Origin of the sequence: Micromonospora sp. CB01531 (assembly GCF_001905095.1) — a bacterium.
Taxonomy (GTDB): domain Bacteria; phylum Actinomycetota; class Actinomycetes; order Mycobacteriales; family Micromonosporaceae; genus Micromonospora.
Window position 1 is genome coordinate 30,129 of the sequence record NZ_LWLS01000057.1, and the last position, 13,423, is coordinate 43,551.

Consider the following 13,423-nt stretch of genomic DNA (forward strand, 5'->3'; position numbering starts at 1 on the left):
TTCTACATGTCACGCGTCGTAGTCGATGGTGAGCTTGTCGGTCACCGGGCTGGACTGGCAGGTAAGGACGTAGCCAGCCGCCACCTCGTCGGGCTCCAACGCGTAGTTGCGGGCCATGGTCACCTCGCCCTCGACCACCTTGGCCTTGCATGTCGAGCAGACCCCGCCCTTGCAGGCGTACGGCAGCTCGCCGCGGACCTTCAGCGCCGCGTCCAGCACCCGCTCGTCCCGGCCCATGGTGAACCGCGACGAGCGCCCGTCCAGCACGATCGTCACCTCGGCGCCGGCGCCGGGCTCGTCGGTCGGGCGGCGAACCGGCTCCGGCGGGGCGTCGACGTGGAACAGCTCGGTGTGCACCGCCGAATCCGGCAGGCCGCGGGCAGCCAGCACCGCCTTGGCGTCCACCACCATCCCGTACGGGCCGCAGAGGAACCACTCGTCGATGGCGTCGCCGGGGACGATCGTGTCGAGCAGCCGAGTGAGCCGGTCGGCGTCGATCCGCCCGGACAGCAGCGGCGACTCGCCCAGCTCCCGGGAGAGCACGTGCACCAGGTGCAGTCGGGTGGGCCACCGATCCTTCAGGTCGGCCAACTCCTCGGCGAACATCACCGAGTTCGCCGTGCGGTTGCCGTACACCAGGGTGAAGGTGCTGGCCGGCTCGACGGCCAGCGCGGTCGCGACCAGCGAGAGCACCGGGGTGATGCCGGAGCCGGCCACCACCGCGCCGTACCGGCGGACCCGGTCCGGCGCGAACGCCGTGGTGAAGTGCCCGAGTGGGGGCAGCACCTCGACGGTGTCGCCGCCGCGCAGGGCGCCGCAGGCGTACGCGGAGAAGGCGCCGCCGGGAATCTCCCGCACCCCGATCCGCAGCCGGCCGTGCCGCGCCAACTCATCCGGCGTCGAGCAGATCGAGTACGACCGCCGCACGTCGTCCCCGCCCTCGACGGCCGAGCCGGTCAGCCCGCCGCCGGCGGGAAGCCGGACGGTGAGGTGCTGCCCGGCGGAGAACGCGAAGATCTCCCGCAGCTCCTCGGGTACGGCGAAGGCGATCGCCACGGCGTCGGCGGTGAGCCGGTCGACGGCGGCGACGGGCAGCGGGTGGAAGACCGGCCGGCGACGGACCGGTCGGGTGATCGTGACAGTCACAGCGCCTTCAGGTGGTCGAAGGGTTCGGAGCAGGAGCGGCAGCGCCAGAGGGCCTTGCACGCGGTGGAACCGAAGCGGCTGACCTGCTCGGTCTCCGGGGAGCCGCAGCGCGGGCAGCGTACGGCGAGGGTCAGCGGCACGACGGTGCCGGCGCGGGCTGGCGCGGGCGGGGCGATGCCGGCGGCGGCCAGCTTCTCGCGGCCCCTCGCCGAGATCCAGTCGGTGCTCCACGCCGGGGAGTACACGGTGCGGATCTCGGCGTCGGGATGGCCGGCGGCGGCGAGCGCCCGGCGGATGTCCGCCCGGATCACGTCCATCGCCGGGCAGCCGGTGTAGGTGGGGGTGATGGTGACGACGAGCCGGCCGGTGGCCGGGTCCTCGTCGACCGACCGCAGGATGCCCAGCTCGTCGATGGTGACGACCCGGATCTCCGGGTCCACCACCGCCGCCACGGCCGCCCTGGGGTCACTCACCACTTCGCTCCGGGATGGGCGCGGTGCAGCACCTGCATCTCGGCCAGCAGGTACGAGAGGTGTTCGTTGTGGACGCCGTCCCGGCCACCGCCCGGGGCCCAGCCGTCCGCCGGGCGGGTCAGCGTCGCCTCGGCCAGCACGGCGGAGACGTGGGCGTCGAAGTCGGCCCGCAGGGTGGCCGGGTCGACCGGCGCCCCGGGGGCCGCCGTGAAGAGCTCGTGGACGTACGGCCACACCTGGTCGACCGCGGCCTGCATCCGGCGGTGCGACTCCTCGGTGCCGTCGCCGAGCCGCCGCACCCAGAGCGAGGCGTGGTCCAGGTGGTACGCGGACTCCTTGCGGGCCTTCGCGCCGATCGCGGCCAGCCGCTCGTCGCCGCACCCGGCCAGCGCGCTGTAGAGCGGGAGCTGGTACGCGGCCAGGAAGAACAGCTTCGCCATGGTGACCGCGAAGTCGCCGTTGGGCAGCTCGACCAAGAGGCAGTTGCGGAACTCCCGGTCGCCGCGAAGGTAGGCCAGGGCGTCCTCGTCCCGCCCCGCGCCCTCCAGCTCGCCCGCGTACGTGAGCAGGAGGCGGGCCGCACCGAGCTGGTCGAGGGCGATGTTCGCCAGAGCGACGTCTTCCTCCATCTCCGGCGCGCGGGAGGTCCACTCGCCGAGCCGCTGCGCCGCGATCAGCGCGTCGTCGCCGAGGGCGAGAGTGAAGTCGAACGGGGCACTCACGCCGCCACCTCGCTTCGCCCGGCGGCGGCGCTTCGCACCACACTGCTGAGCCGAATGGTTCGCTCGCTCACAGGTGGGCCACCCCGTCCGGCACCTCGTAGAAGGTCGGGTGGCGGTAGACCTTGTCGGCGGCCGGGTCGAAGAAGGCGTCCTTCTCGTCCGGGCTGGACGCGGTGATCGCGCTCGCCGGCACCACCCAGATGGAGACGCCCTCCTGCCGGCGGGTGTAGAGGTCCCGCGCGTTGCGCAGGGCCAGCTCCGCGTCGGGGGCGTGCAGGCTGCCCACATGGGTGTGCGACAGCCCGCGCCGGGCCCGCACGAACACCTCCCAGAGCGGGGTCTGTTCCTTACTCACGCCGCCACCTTCTCCTTATTCTTCTCCGCCCGCTTGGCGGCGTGCGCCGCGGCGGCCTCGCGTACCCAGGCGCCCTCCTCGTGGGCACCGCGCCGGTGCGCCATCCGCTGCCGGTTGCACGGCCCGTCGCCCTTGATCACCCGCGTCAGTTCGTCGTAGTCGGGCTGGGTGTAGTCGTACGCCTGCCGCTCCTCGTTCCACCGCAGGCCGGGATCGGGGATGGTGAGCCCGAGGATCTCCGCCTGCTGCACGCACATGTCGACGAAGCGCTGGCGCAGCTCGTCGTTGGAGAACCGCTTGATCTTCCAGGCCATCGACTGTGCGCTGTGTGTCGAGTCACCGTCCGGCGGGCCGAACATCGCCAGGGACGGGTACCACCAGCGGTCCACCGCGTCCTGGGCCATCGCCTTCTGCTCGGGCGTGCCGTGGGCCAGGGTGTGCAGGATCTCGTACCCCTGGCGCTGGTGGAACGACTCCTCCTTGCAGACCCGGATCATCGCTCGCGCGTACGGGCCGTAGGAGCAGCGGCACAGCGGCACCTGGTTGACGATCGCCGCGCCGTCCACCAGCCAGCCGATCGCACCCACGTCAGCCCAGGTCAGGGTCGGGTAGTTGAAGATCGAGCTGTACTTCTGCCGGCCCTCGATCAACAGCTCCACCAGCTCGTCCCGGCTCACGCCCAGCGTCTCGGCCGCCGCATAGAGGTAGAGGCCGTGGCCGGCCTCGTCCTGCACCTTGGCCAGCAGGATCGCCTTGCGCTTGAGCGAGGGGGCGCGACTGATCCAGTTGCCCTCCGGCTGCATGCCGATGATCTCGGAGTGCGCGTGCTGGGCGATCTGCCGGATCAGCGTCTTCCGGTACGCCTCCGGCATCCAGTCCCGCGGCTCGATCTTCTGATCGGCGTCGATCACGTCCGCGAAGTACGCCTCGAGGTCCTCGTCGGGCGCCGGACCACCGCGTCGGGCCCGCGCCGCGGCCTCCCTCAGCGCTGCTTCCGCCGCCTCCACCTCGCCGAGCAGGCCACCGCCCGGACCCTCCTCGGGCGGGGCGAAGTCGTTGCCATACATGAGGCCAGTGTTACAGCTCGCGACCGATGACACCAGAGGGTGTAACAGGTTTCCGGACACACCTTCCGTCACCCGATGACCGCTTACGGTCAGTGACCCCGATCTGCCGCCATGCTGTGATGTCGACCACGTCCAGAAGGTGAATCCTCGCAAGCGCGGCACAACGGCGAATTACCCCGCCTTCACGGCGAGTTGCCACCAGGCGAGTTCTGGCATCGGGCCTGTCCGGAAGTAGACTTCCCCCGGCACACCGATCGGCTGCTGACGATCGCCACCGGCTCCAGGCCACTCCCCCGGCCCCGGCGATCAAGCCGAACACATTCGGAAAAGCCGGTCCCCCCGGCCAGACATCTGGAGTTCACCCACTCATGCGACATCGCGTGATCATGGTGCTCGCCATCGTGACGGTCCTCCTCGGTGGCGTCATGCTGGTGCCCGCCGCGTACGCCCGCCTCAGTGGCGGCGACGCCATCGCCAGCCTCGGCGGCATCGGTGGCGGCGAGAAGGTCCCCGCGCCCGAGCCCACCGCGCCAGCCCCGCCGACCCTGGCCGCCGCGCCGGTCTCGGTGAACTTCACGGGCGAGTTCTTCTCCTGGGCCCTGATGGACCGCAAGACCGGGGAGATCAGCGGCGCGAAGAACATGACCGAAACGAATTCGACCGAGTCGATGATCAAGGCGTGGATCGTCTCGGACTATCTGCGCCAGCTCGGCAGCAAGCCGCTCACCGCGCAACGGAAGCAACAGGTTGTCACCGCCATCCGGGACAGCAACGACGTGGCCGCCGAAGCGCTGTACAACGCCGGAGGACGGCGGCCGGTGCTGGAGCGGCTGATCAAGATGTGCAAGCTGACCGACACGACGATCGAGCCCACCCGGGCGAAGTGGGCCTACACCAAGATGTCGCCGCGCGACGCGGTGCGGATGGGCGACTGTATCGGTGACGGCACCGCCGCCGGAAAGAAGTGGACCAAGTTCGTCCTCAGCGAGATGACGAAGGTCCGCGGTGGCGTCGAGGACCAGAAGAGCACGACCGTTCAGGGTGGTCGGTGGGGCATCATCGACGGCCTACCCGACTCGATCACGTCCCAGCAGCCGGTCAGCATCAAGAACGGCTTCACCATGCTCTGGGCCGACGTCCAGTGGCACGTCAACTGCCTCGCGATCACCGACGACTGGACCCTGACCGTGATGATGCGCTACCCGCAGAAGGCCGGCCTGGAGTACGGCGCGAAGGTCTGCGCCAGCGTCGCCACCCAGCTGGTGACCCCACAGCCCGGCGCCGCCCTGAAGGTGCCGCAGCAGCCGCTCGGGAAGCTCTGATGGCAGGCACCCGGCGCCGCCCGGGCAGCAATCACCGCCCACTGGCCCTCGCCGCCGTCGCCGCCATCCTGGTCGGCCTGTCGCTCGTGGCGCTCCGGCTGGTGCCCGGCTCGCCGCTGCGCCCCGCCGTCGCCTCGCAGCCGGCCGCGGCGGGCGGCCGGTCCGCGGGTACGCCGACCGACCGCAACACCCGTCCCGCCCCGTCTCCCTCGCCCTCCCCGTCCCTCGAGCCGCTGCCGTTCGCCGCGCAGGACCTCGACGACCTCGGGATCAAGGGCTGGTACGCGTGGAGTGTCCTGGACAAGCGGACCGGGAAGATCATCGGTTCGGAGAACATGGCCGAGACCAGCACCACCGCGTCGATGATCAAGTCCTGGATCGTGGCCGACTACCTGCGGCGGGCGGCCGAGAACGGGCAAACCCCGAGCGACGCGAAGCTGGCCGACGCCACGAAGATCATCCGGGACAGCGACAACACCCGCGCCGAGCAGTTCTACAACAGTGTCGGCCGGTCCGCCTCGATCAAGCGCCTGATCTCGATGTGCGGGCTGACCGACAGCAAGGTCGCCAGTGACGGCGGCTGGAGCCGGACCAACCTGTCCCCACGGGACACCGCCCGGCTCGGTCTGTGCATCGACGACGGCCGGGCGGCCGGACCGAAGTGGACCAAGTGGCTGCTCAACGAGATGCGGCTGGTCCGTGGTGCCGGCGACTTCGGCATCCGCAAGGCTTTCCCCGCCAAGGTGCAGAAGACCATCGCCATCAAGAACGGCTGGATCGACCGGACCAAGGAGCAGGAGATGCACATCAACTGCCTGGCCATCGGCGACACCTGGACGATGGGCGTGATGGTCCGCTACCCGATCGGCATGGGCTACGACTACGGCATGAAGAACTGCCAGAAGATCACCGAGGCGTTGCTCCGCCCGGCCACGTAACCGCCCGTTCTCCAGCTCGCCGATGTGGCGGTGTCCCGGCTCCCGGGAGACCGCCACATCGCCGTTTCCGGGTCAGCCCAGGAAGAACTCGGGCCCGCCGGCCGGGAGGGCGGGGGCCTCACCCATCGCGGCCGCCCGGCGGGCAAACTCACGCAGCCCGGTCACCTGCCGCTCGCCCAGCGAGAAATCGAGGGTACGGAAGTAGGTGGCCAGGGTCGCCGCGTCGAACGGCTCCCAGCGGGCCGCCGCCTCGGCCACCTGGTCCAGCTCGGCCAGGCAGAGGTCGCGCGAGCGCAGGAACGCCTCGTGCACCTCCTTCACCACGCCGGGGTGGGCGGCGGCGAAGTCGCGGCGGACCGCCCAGACGGCGAACACCATCGGCAGCCCGGTCCACTCCCGCCAGGCCTGCCCGAGGTCGGTCACCTGGAGGCCCTTGCGGGGCGCCTCGTAGAGCGCGCGCAGCGCCACGTCGCCGATCAGCACACCGGCGTCGGCCTCCAGGAGCATCTGGGTCAGCTCCGGCGGGCAGCGGAAGTACTCCGGACGTACGCCGTACCGCTCGGCGAGCAGCAGCTGGGCCAGGAGCACCCCGGTACGGGAGGTCGAGCCGAGCGCGACGCGGGCACCGTCCAGCTCGGCGAGGGGCTTGGTGGAGACCACGTTGACCGAGAGCACCGGGCCGTCGCTGCCGACCGCCAGATCCGGCAGGAGCAGCAGCTCGTCGGCGTGCCGCAGGTACTCCACGTGCGAGATCGGCCCGATGTCGAGGTCACCGGCGACCAGTGCGGCGTTCAGCCGGTCCGGCGAGTCCTTGTGCAGGTCGACGTCGATCAGCGCGCCGGACCGCATCAGCCCCCAGTAGATCGGCAGGCAGTTGAGGAACTGGATGTGTCCCACCCGGGGGCGGGCGATGCGGTCGGCCATGACCCGACGTTATCGCCGCGCCGCCTCGCCGGCTCACGGGGAGGGCAGGTGAGTGGCCAACTCCGCACCGGCGGCCACCTGCCGCGGCCCGGACGCCGCCGGATCGACCGGTCCGCCTTCGGCCATGCTGCCGGGCCGGAGCGCCGGTGCTTCGGCGGGCCCGGCCGCGGGTACGCGGACCGGCGCCCGCGCGGCCCGGACAGCCCGGGTGACCGAGGGCACGACCAGCGCGATCACCAGCAGCCCGGCGACACCGCAGCCGGCGACCAGGGATCGGGGCGCGGCCGCCTCGAGCAGGAGACCGCCGAGCAGGAAGCCGACCATGGAAGCACCCTGGACGGACCCGCCGAGCGCGGCGTACGCCCGGCCGCGGTTCGCCTCGGGCACCCGCCGGGCCAGCAGCACGTTGTCGAAGACGTTCGCCCCGCCGTTGCCCACGCCACCGAGCAGCCAGACCGGCACCAGCAGCAGTGCGGAGGGCACCGCTGCGGAGAGCAGGATCATCAGGCAGCATCCGGCGAGCAGGACGAGGTAGCCGACGAGCAGCCGGCGGTCGTCGACCAACCGCCGGGCCAGCCGGGCGAAGAGCCATGCCCCGACCAGGATGCCGAGCGTCCACGAGCCGGTGACCAGGCCGTACATGGTGGTGGAGCTGTGCAGGGTCTCGCGGATGAAGAAGACCTCGACCACGTTGATCGCTCCGACGGCGGCAATCACGCCGGCGATGGTGACGATCATCGCGACCAGCATCGGGTCGCTGCGCAGCCGCCAGGCGACCGCGGGCGCGGCGGACGTGCCGGGTGCCGTCGCCGGGGCCGGTCGCCGGCTGCCACCCCGGCGGGTCCGGATGAGCAGTGCGGCCGCCACGAGCGCGAGGTAGCTGGCGGCGTCGAGGAGCAGCGGCAGCCGGGTGCCGAAGCCGCCGACCAGCACTCCGGCCAGGGCCGGGCCGGCCAGCGCGCCGAGCGTTCCGGCGGTCTGGTTCAGCGCGGCGGCCCGGGGCAGGTCCTCGGCCCGGACCATGGCCGGCACCAGCGCGGAGAGCACCGGCTGGGTGACCGCGAGGCCGGACGCGAGCAGCGCCACCAGCGCGATGACCAGGGCCGGGTGACTGGCGTAGGCGAGGGCGAGACAGGCGGCGGCCTGGCCGAGCCCGGCGACCACCAGCAGCAGCCTGCTGTCCACCCGGTCCGCGAGCCGGCCGGTCAGCGGAGCGAGCGCCACCAGCGGCGCGGTGGCGGCGAGCATCAGCCCGGACACCGCGAGCCCGCCCGCGCCGGCGGACTGGAGCGCCAGGGTCAGGGCGGTGGCGGCGAGGAAGTCCCCGCAGGTGGAGACGGCGCGGGAGCCGGTGACCAGCCAGACGTCGGACCAGCGCGAACGGCCATATGCGAAGGACATACTTCGAAAATAATCCTTCACAACTGGTCGACGCAACCCCCGATGTCAGTCGAGGGGCAACGCCCGGTACTGCACGGCGACACTTCGGGATCCGGCCGGCGGGTTGGCCCGCAGCCGCCGCCGGTACGGCTCGATCAACTCCTGGATCGCCTTGTTGAGTCCGGTCAGTTCCTCTGCGGTGAGCAGCAGCAGGCTGTCGCTGAACCAGGCCGCCTCGTACCATTCCCGCGGCTCGTCAGGGGCGCGCTGGATCCAGTCCCGGACGCGCTGGCTGTCCCGGGCCATGTGGGCCTCCACCAGGGCCGCCTCGGCGGCGCGGGCCTCCGAGTCGGCGTCCGGGCCCGACTCGATGTAGTACGAAGGGCTGAACGCCTGCCAGACCCGCTCCCGGGCGTCACCACGGCTGGGGGCCTCCTCGATCAGTCCGTACTTCGCCAGCTCCCGCAGGTGGTAACTGGTCGCGCTCGGAGAGAGGCCGGCGATCTGGGCGCACTCGGTGGCGGTCGCACCGCCCTCCACCGTGCTGAGATGTTCCATGATCGCCATACGGGCGGGGTGGGCGAGGGCCCGCATCACCTGCGGGTCGCTGATCGTCACCCGGCGCTGTTCGGGGCGCTCCTCGGTCATGCCCCCATGATCCCGCGCCGGGAACGGCCGGACGAAATTCGGTTGCCCGCCACCCCGGTCGGGGTAGGCTGCTCTGTCCCGCCCGACGGCCGAGGTGAGTAGCACCGCAGCGGACGTCCCCGCGCCGACCTGTGGTCGGAAACGCGAGCGGCAGCGTTTTTCCCCGTGACGAGGAGTACGTGGATGACCCTGCACGCCCCCGAACAGACCCTGGACCTCGAACTCGCCGCCGAACGCGCCCACCTGGAGACCTCCCGGGCGGCACTACGCCGGATGCGGGAGCGCGCCGAGGCCCTCTTCGCCACCGGCGACAAAGTCGCCGGGGACGCGTACACCGCCGAGCAGTTGGGCCGCCACATGGCCCGGCGGGTCAAGGAACTGGCCGACGACCCCACCACGCCGCTCTTCTTCGGCCGGCTCGACTTCGGCGGAACCGCCGACGGGCGGCACAGCGGCGGAACCGCCGACAGCCGGCACAGCGGCGACGCCGAGCCCGACGACATCGTCGGGGTGTATCACGTCGGGCGCCGGCACGTGACCGACGACCTCGGCGAGCCGCTGGTGCTGGACTGGCGAGCCCCGGTCTCCCGGTCGTTCTACCGGGCCAGCGCCCGTGACCCGCAGGGCGTCGCCACCCGGCGCCGCTTCGGGTTCAGCTCCGGCCTGCTGACCAGCTTCGAGGACGAGCACCTGGACCGGGGGGAGGAACTGGGCACGGCCAGCCGGATCCTGACCGCCGAGATCGAGCGTCCCCGCGTCGGCCCGATGCGGGACATCGTCGCCACCATCCAGCCCGAGCAGGACGAGCTGGTCCGGGCCGACCTGGCCGACTCGATCTGCGTGCAGGGCGCGCCCGGCACCGGAAAGACGGCGGTCGGGCTGCACCGCGCCGCGTACCTGCTCTACCTGCACCGGGAGCGGCTACGCCGGTCCGGAATACTGATCGTCGGGCCCAACCGGGCGTTCCTGTCGTACATCGCCGCGGTGCTGCCGGCGCTCGGCGAGGTCGAGGTCGAGCAGGCCACGGTGGAGGACCTGGTCGCCCGGGTGCCGGTACGCGCGGTCGACGACCCCGCCGTCGCCACCGTCAAGCACGACGCCCGGATGGCCGAGGTGCTCCGCCGCGCGGTCGACGCCCACATCGGTACGCCCGCCGAGCCGATCATGGTGTCGGACGGCTCGTTCCGCTGGCGGATCGGCCTCGACCCGCTGCACCGGGTGGTGGACGAGACCCGCCGGGAGGGGCTGCCGTACGCGACCGGCCGGGAGCGCGTCCGGGCCCGGGTGGTGGGGCTGCTGCAACGCCAGGCCGAGGCCCGCCGGGCGGAGTCGCCCAGCGACGCCTGGCTGCGCCGGATGGGCAAGGCCAAGCCGGTCACCGCCTTCCTCGACACGGTCTGGCCGGCGCTCACCCCGGACGGGCTGCTGCACCGGCTCTGGTCCGACGCCGACGTCCTCGCCACGGCGGCCGGCGGCCTGCTCGACGCCGAGGAGCAGGCCCTGCTGCTCGGGCACGCAGGCCCCGGCGGGCGACCGGGCCCGGAGGACGCCGAGACAGGCGGTGCCAGTGCGGGCGGGCCGCAGCGCGCGGGCACCGACCGGCGGCGCGGGTCGGCGGCCACCGGGACAAAGCTGGGCCGTACCCCGAAGGCGACGAAGTGGACCGCCGCCGACGCGGTCCTGATCGACGAGGCGGCCGGGCTGATCGAACGGCCGGCCGGCTTCGGGCACGTGGTGGTCGACGAGGCGCAGGACCTGTCCCCGATGCAGTGCCGGGCCATCGCCCGCCGAAGCGAGCACGGCTCGATCACGCTGCTCGGCGACCTGGCCCAGGGCACCGCGCCCTGGGCCGCCACCGACTGGCGGGAGTCCCTGACCCACCTGGGCAAGCCGGACGCCACCGTGGTGCCGCTCAGCGTCGGCTTCCGGGTGCCGGCGGCGGTTGTCGCGTTCGCCAACCGGCTGCTGCCGGCGCTCGCGGTCGACGTACCCGCAGCCGAGTCGCTGCGCCGCGACGGGACGCTGGACGTGCGTACGGTCGAGGACCTGACAGCGGCGACGGTGGCCGAGGTGCACGCGGCGCTCGCGCACGACGGCTCGGTCGGCGTGATCGCCGCCGACGACACGGTGGACCGGCTCCGCGCGGCGCTGTCCGGCGCGGGCGTCGAGACCGCGACCGCCGACGACGTGGAGACCGCGGCGCGCGTCACCGTGGTCCCGGCGACCCTGGTCAAGGGACTGGAGTACGACCACGTCGTGGTGGTCGAGCCGGCCGCGATCGTGGCGGCCGAGCCGCGGGGCCTGCACCGCCTCTACGTGGTGCTGACCCGGGCGGTCTCCCGGCTGGCGGTGCTGCACCGGGACCCGCTGCCCGTTCCCCTGGCCGGCTGACGGCGACTGGACCGTCGCCGACCGCAAGCAAGAGCACCTGTATCCGGGATGTAGGGGCCTCCCGGACCCCGGTAGGCCACCCTGTCCAGGTTGGAGCGCGAGCTTGGGGGCGGCGACGGCGGCTCAGCCCGAGAGGGCGGCGGCGAGGGCGCGGAGCGGGCGGCCGGATTCGGCGATCGGCACGGTGAAGGCGAGCCACGAGCCGTCCGTGAAGTCGATGCGTAGCCGCTTCGGGTTGAGCCGGTGCCAGCCCACCCGGGCCGAAGCGACGTCGGCCCGGGACGCCGACCAGGCCACCCCGGTCTCGGCCAGGGACCGTTCCTCGTCCGCCTGGTTGGCCAGCAGCTTCACCGGCCCGGTGAGGCAGACCAGCAGCCGCCGGTCGGTGACGGCGAGCAGGGTGTGCCGGAGCCGCCCGTCCGGCCGGAGCGGGTTAACCGCCCGGTGCAGCCGGGAGGCGGCCGAGCCGGGGGCGCCGCGGCCGGCGATGCCCCAGGCGATCACGTCCACCAGCCGGTCGCCGCGGTCCCAGGTGGCCAACGGGGCGAGCACGTTGAGCAGCACCGAGCCGACCGTGGCCCGGCCAGCGGTCTCGGGTGCCGCCGGTTCGGGCGGCGGCGGTGGCGTCGCGCCGTTGGCGACCTCGGCCTTCGCGGACGCCAGCACCCGCTCGCCCGGATCGGCGAGCTGACCGATCCGGTCGCGGTACCTGGTCTCCTCCATCAGCTCAGTACCGGTCGTAGCCGTAGTCGTCGGCGGCCGGACGCTCCGCGGCCGGGGCGTTGCCCATCACATCGCCGACGATCTCGCGGACCCGGGCGGCGGCGGCCTCCTGGGCGCGGTTCGCGGCGGCGGTGAACTCCTCGGCGAGGGTGTAGGAGTCGAACCGCATGGCCCGGGCGTTGATCTCGGTGGAGAGGATCTTGCCGTCGGCGGCCGCGGTGACCGTGACCAGGCCGGAGTCACTCACCCCCTCGGCGTTGCTCTGCTCCAGCTCGGCCATCCGCGCGCCGAGCTGGCGCTGCCAGCCGTCGAGGTTGCGGGCCAGCGCCTCGATCCGGTCCAGGGCGGGGAAGGTCATGGCTGCCTCTCAGTTGACGATCGAGTCGAAGACGTTCTGCACGCCCTTGGTGTACGGGCCCAGGTCCTCCTTGTAGGTGCCGTCCACCAGGTAGTTGCGGTCCTTGTGCCCATCGGAGACGTCGTGCAGGCCGACACCGGTGTCCAGCAGGGTGCTGCCGATGCCGGGGATGTTCACCGGGGACGCCTGGTTGATGGCGAACTTGCCGGGGAACAGGATGGCGGCACGTTTCATCTTGAACGCGAACGCCTCCTTGGTGTATCCGGACTTGTTCCACGCCCGGTACGCCTTCTTGGCCTTGCGCAGCTCCATCACGAGCTTGCGGTACCGGGTGAGCAGCTCGGCGACCTTCTCCAGCTTGGTCACCAGCTTGGTGAGGATCTCGGCGAACCGCGCGATGATCTTGCACATCCGGCCGACCGTGGTGGCCAGCCGGGCCAGCACCCGGACCACCGTGGCGGCCAGCGTCACGCCGGCGCTGAGGAATGCGGCCACCGCGGCGATGATGACCTCGGTCAGGAACCAGAGCAGGAACTCCAGGATCAGCTCGACCAGGAGGTTGAACGCCTCGACCGCCGCGTTCGCCGCGTCGACCAGCACCTCCTTCGTGCCGTCCAGCCCCTGGGCCAGCTCCTCGATCGCCGCCTCGACGGACTCCATCGAGGCGTGGAACTTCTCCGCCGCGTCACCGTCCCAGGCGCCGCGCAGCCGGGCCCGGTCGGCGATCTGGTCACCGGCGATCTGGCGCACCGCCTCGCCGGTGGTCAGGGCGAGCTGGGCCGCCTGCATCAGGTCGTCCGGCTCACCGGCGACCAGTTCCAGCAGCTGCTCGAACGGCCAGAGCACGGCCTGGGAGAGCGGCTTGAACGGGTCGGGCGTGCCCGACACGATCTGCTCGAAGTAGGTCTTGTTGCGCTGCAACGCCTCGGTGCTCATGCGCCCACCTCGCTCCGCTCGACGACCGCATGAGGCTCCA

The 13,423-nt window shown here is 72.1% G+C and carries 14 protein-coding genes; 3 read left to right on the forward strand and 11 right to left on the reverse strand.

Going from position 1 to position 13,423, the window contains the following annotated elements; genetic code table 11:
* Window positions 1-9: 9 nt before the first annotated feature.
* From paaE to paaA, 5 genes are all read right to left on the reverse strand, one after another.
* Window positions 10-1,146: a 1,2-phenylacetyl-CoA epoxidase subunit PaaE gene (paaE, locus tag A6A27_RS09095; RefSeq protein WP_073834110.1), complete on the reverse strand. Its 1,137-nt coding sequence runs from the start codon at window positions 1,144-1,146 to the stop codon at window positions 10-12.
* On the reverse strand, window positions 1,143-1,619 hold the full coding sequence (paaD, locus tag A6A27_RS09100; protein WP_073834111.1) for a 1,2-phenylacetyl-CoA epoxidase subunit PaaD: 477 nt from the start codon (window positions 1,617-1,619) through the stop codon (window positions 1,143-1,145). The genes paaE and paaD overlap by 4 nt, the downstream gene beginning before the upstream one ends.
* Complete coding sequence (paaC, locus tag A6A27_RS09105; RefSeq protein WP_073834112.1) at window positions 1,616-2,341, reverse strand: 1,2-phenylacetyl-CoA epoxidase subunit PaaC; 726 nt, start codon at window positions 2,339-2,341, stop codon at window positions 1,616-1,618. The genes paaD and paaC overlap by 4 nt, the downstream gene beginning before the upstream one ends.
* A 67-nt stretch (window positions 2,342-2,408) precedes the next feature.
* Window positions 2,409-2,696: a 1,2-phenylacetyl-CoA epoxidase subunit PaaB gene (paaB, locus tag A6A27_RS09110; protein ID WP_073834113.1), complete on the reverse strand. Its 288-nt coding sequence runs from the start codon at window positions 2,694-2,696 to the stop codon at window positions 2,409-2,411.
* Window positions 2,693-3,763 carry a 1,2-phenylacetyl-CoA epoxidase subunit PaaA gene (gene paaA / locus A6A27_RS09115; protein ID WP_073834114.1) on the reverse strand — a complete coding sequence of 357 codons (1,071 nt, stop codon included), beginning with the start codon at window positions 3,761-3,763 and terminating at the stop codon, window positions 2,693-2,695. The genes paaB and paaA overlap by 4 nt, the downstream gene beginning before the upstream one ends.
* Before the next feature lie 368 nt (window positions 3,764-4,131).
* Here paaA and A6A27_RS09120 point away from each other — a divergent pair, with 368 nt between their 5' ends.
* Together A6A27_RS09120 and A6A27_RS09125 are read left to right on the forward strand one after the other, a co-directional pair.
* Window positions 4,132-5,085 carry a hypothetical protein gene (locus A6A27_RS09120; protein ID WP_073834115.1) on the forward strand — a complete coding sequence of 318 codons (954 nt, stop codon included), beginning with the start codon at window positions 4,132-4,134 and terminating at the stop codon, window positions 5,083-5,085.
* On the forward strand, window positions 5,085-6,023 hold the full coding sequence (locus A6A27_RS09125) for a hypothetical protein (protein ID WP_073834116.1): 939 nt from the start codon (window positions 5,085-5,087) through the stop codon (window positions 6,021-6,023). The genes A6A27_RS09120 and A6A27_RS09125 overlap by 1 nt, the downstream gene beginning before the upstream one ends.
* 72 nt (window positions 6,024-6,095) lie before the next feature.
* On the opposite strand, the gene A6A27_RS09130 is transcribed toward A6A27_RS09125, so the two are convergent.
* Genes A6A27_RS09130 through A6A27_RS09140 form a run of 3 tightly spaced genes read right to left on the reverse strand, consistent with a single transcriptional unit; the run spans window position 6,096 to window position 8,975 of the window.
* On the reverse strand, window positions 6,096-6,947 hold the full coding sequence (locus tag A6A27_RS09130; protein ID WP_073834117.1) for a menaquinone biosynthetic enzyme MqnA/MqnD family protein: 852 nt from the start codon (window positions 6,945-6,947) through the stop codon (window positions 6,096-6,098).
* A 33-nt stretch (window positions 6,948-6,980) separates the two neighbouring features.
* Window positions 6,981-8,348 (reverse strand): MFS transporter, encoded by a 1,368-nt coding sequence (locus tag A6A27_RS09135; RefSeq protein ID WP_083672512.1) that lies wholly within the window; start codon window positions 8,346-8,348, stop codon window positions 6,981-6,983.
* A gap of 45 nt (window positions 8,349-8,393) precedes the next feature.
* On the reverse strand, window positions 8,394-8,975 hold the full coding sequence (locus tag A6A27_RS09140; RefSeq protein WP_073834118.1) for a winged helix-turn-helix domain-containing protein: 582 nt from the start codon (window positions 8,973-8,975) through the stop codon (window positions 8,394-8,396).
* Window positions 8,976-9,158: 183 nt separating this feature from the next.
* Here A6A27_RS09140 and A6A27_RS09145 point away from each other — a divergent pair, with 183 nt between their 5' ends.
* On the forward strand, window positions 9,159-11,366 hold the full coding sequence (locus tag A6A27_RS09145; RefSeq protein ID WP_073834119.1) for a HelD family protein: 2,208 nt from the start codon (window positions 9,159-9,161) through the stop codon (window positions 11,364-11,366).
* A gap of 123 nt (window positions 11,367-11,489) precedes the next feature.
* Here the strand turns inward: A6A27_RS09145 and A6A27_RS09150 are convergent, their stop codons facing one another.
* The 3 genes from A6A27_RS09150 to A6A27_RS09160 are packed head-to-tail and all read right to left on the reverse strand — an operon-like array spanning window position 11,490 to window position 13,383.
* Window positions 11,490-12,089 (reverse strand): hypothetical protein, encoded by a 600-nt coding sequence (locus A6A27_RS09150; protein WP_073834120.1) that lies wholly within the window; start codon window positions 12,087-12,089, stop codon window positions 11,490-11,492.
* 4 nt (window positions 12,090-12,093) lie between these two features.
* Entirely contained in the window at window positions 12,094-12,447 is a 354-nt protein-coding gene (locus A6A27_RS09155) for a YbaB/EbfC family nucleoid-associated protein (RefSeq protein ID WP_073834121.1), read from the reverse strand.
* 9 nt (window positions 12,448-12,456) lie between these two features.
* Entirely contained in the window at window positions 12,457-13,383 is a 927-nt protein-coding gene (locus tag A6A27_RS09160) for a WXG100 family type VII secretion target (RefSeq protein WP_073834122.1), read from the reverse strand.
* Between the last annotated feature and the right edge of the window lie 40 nt (window positions 13,384-13,423).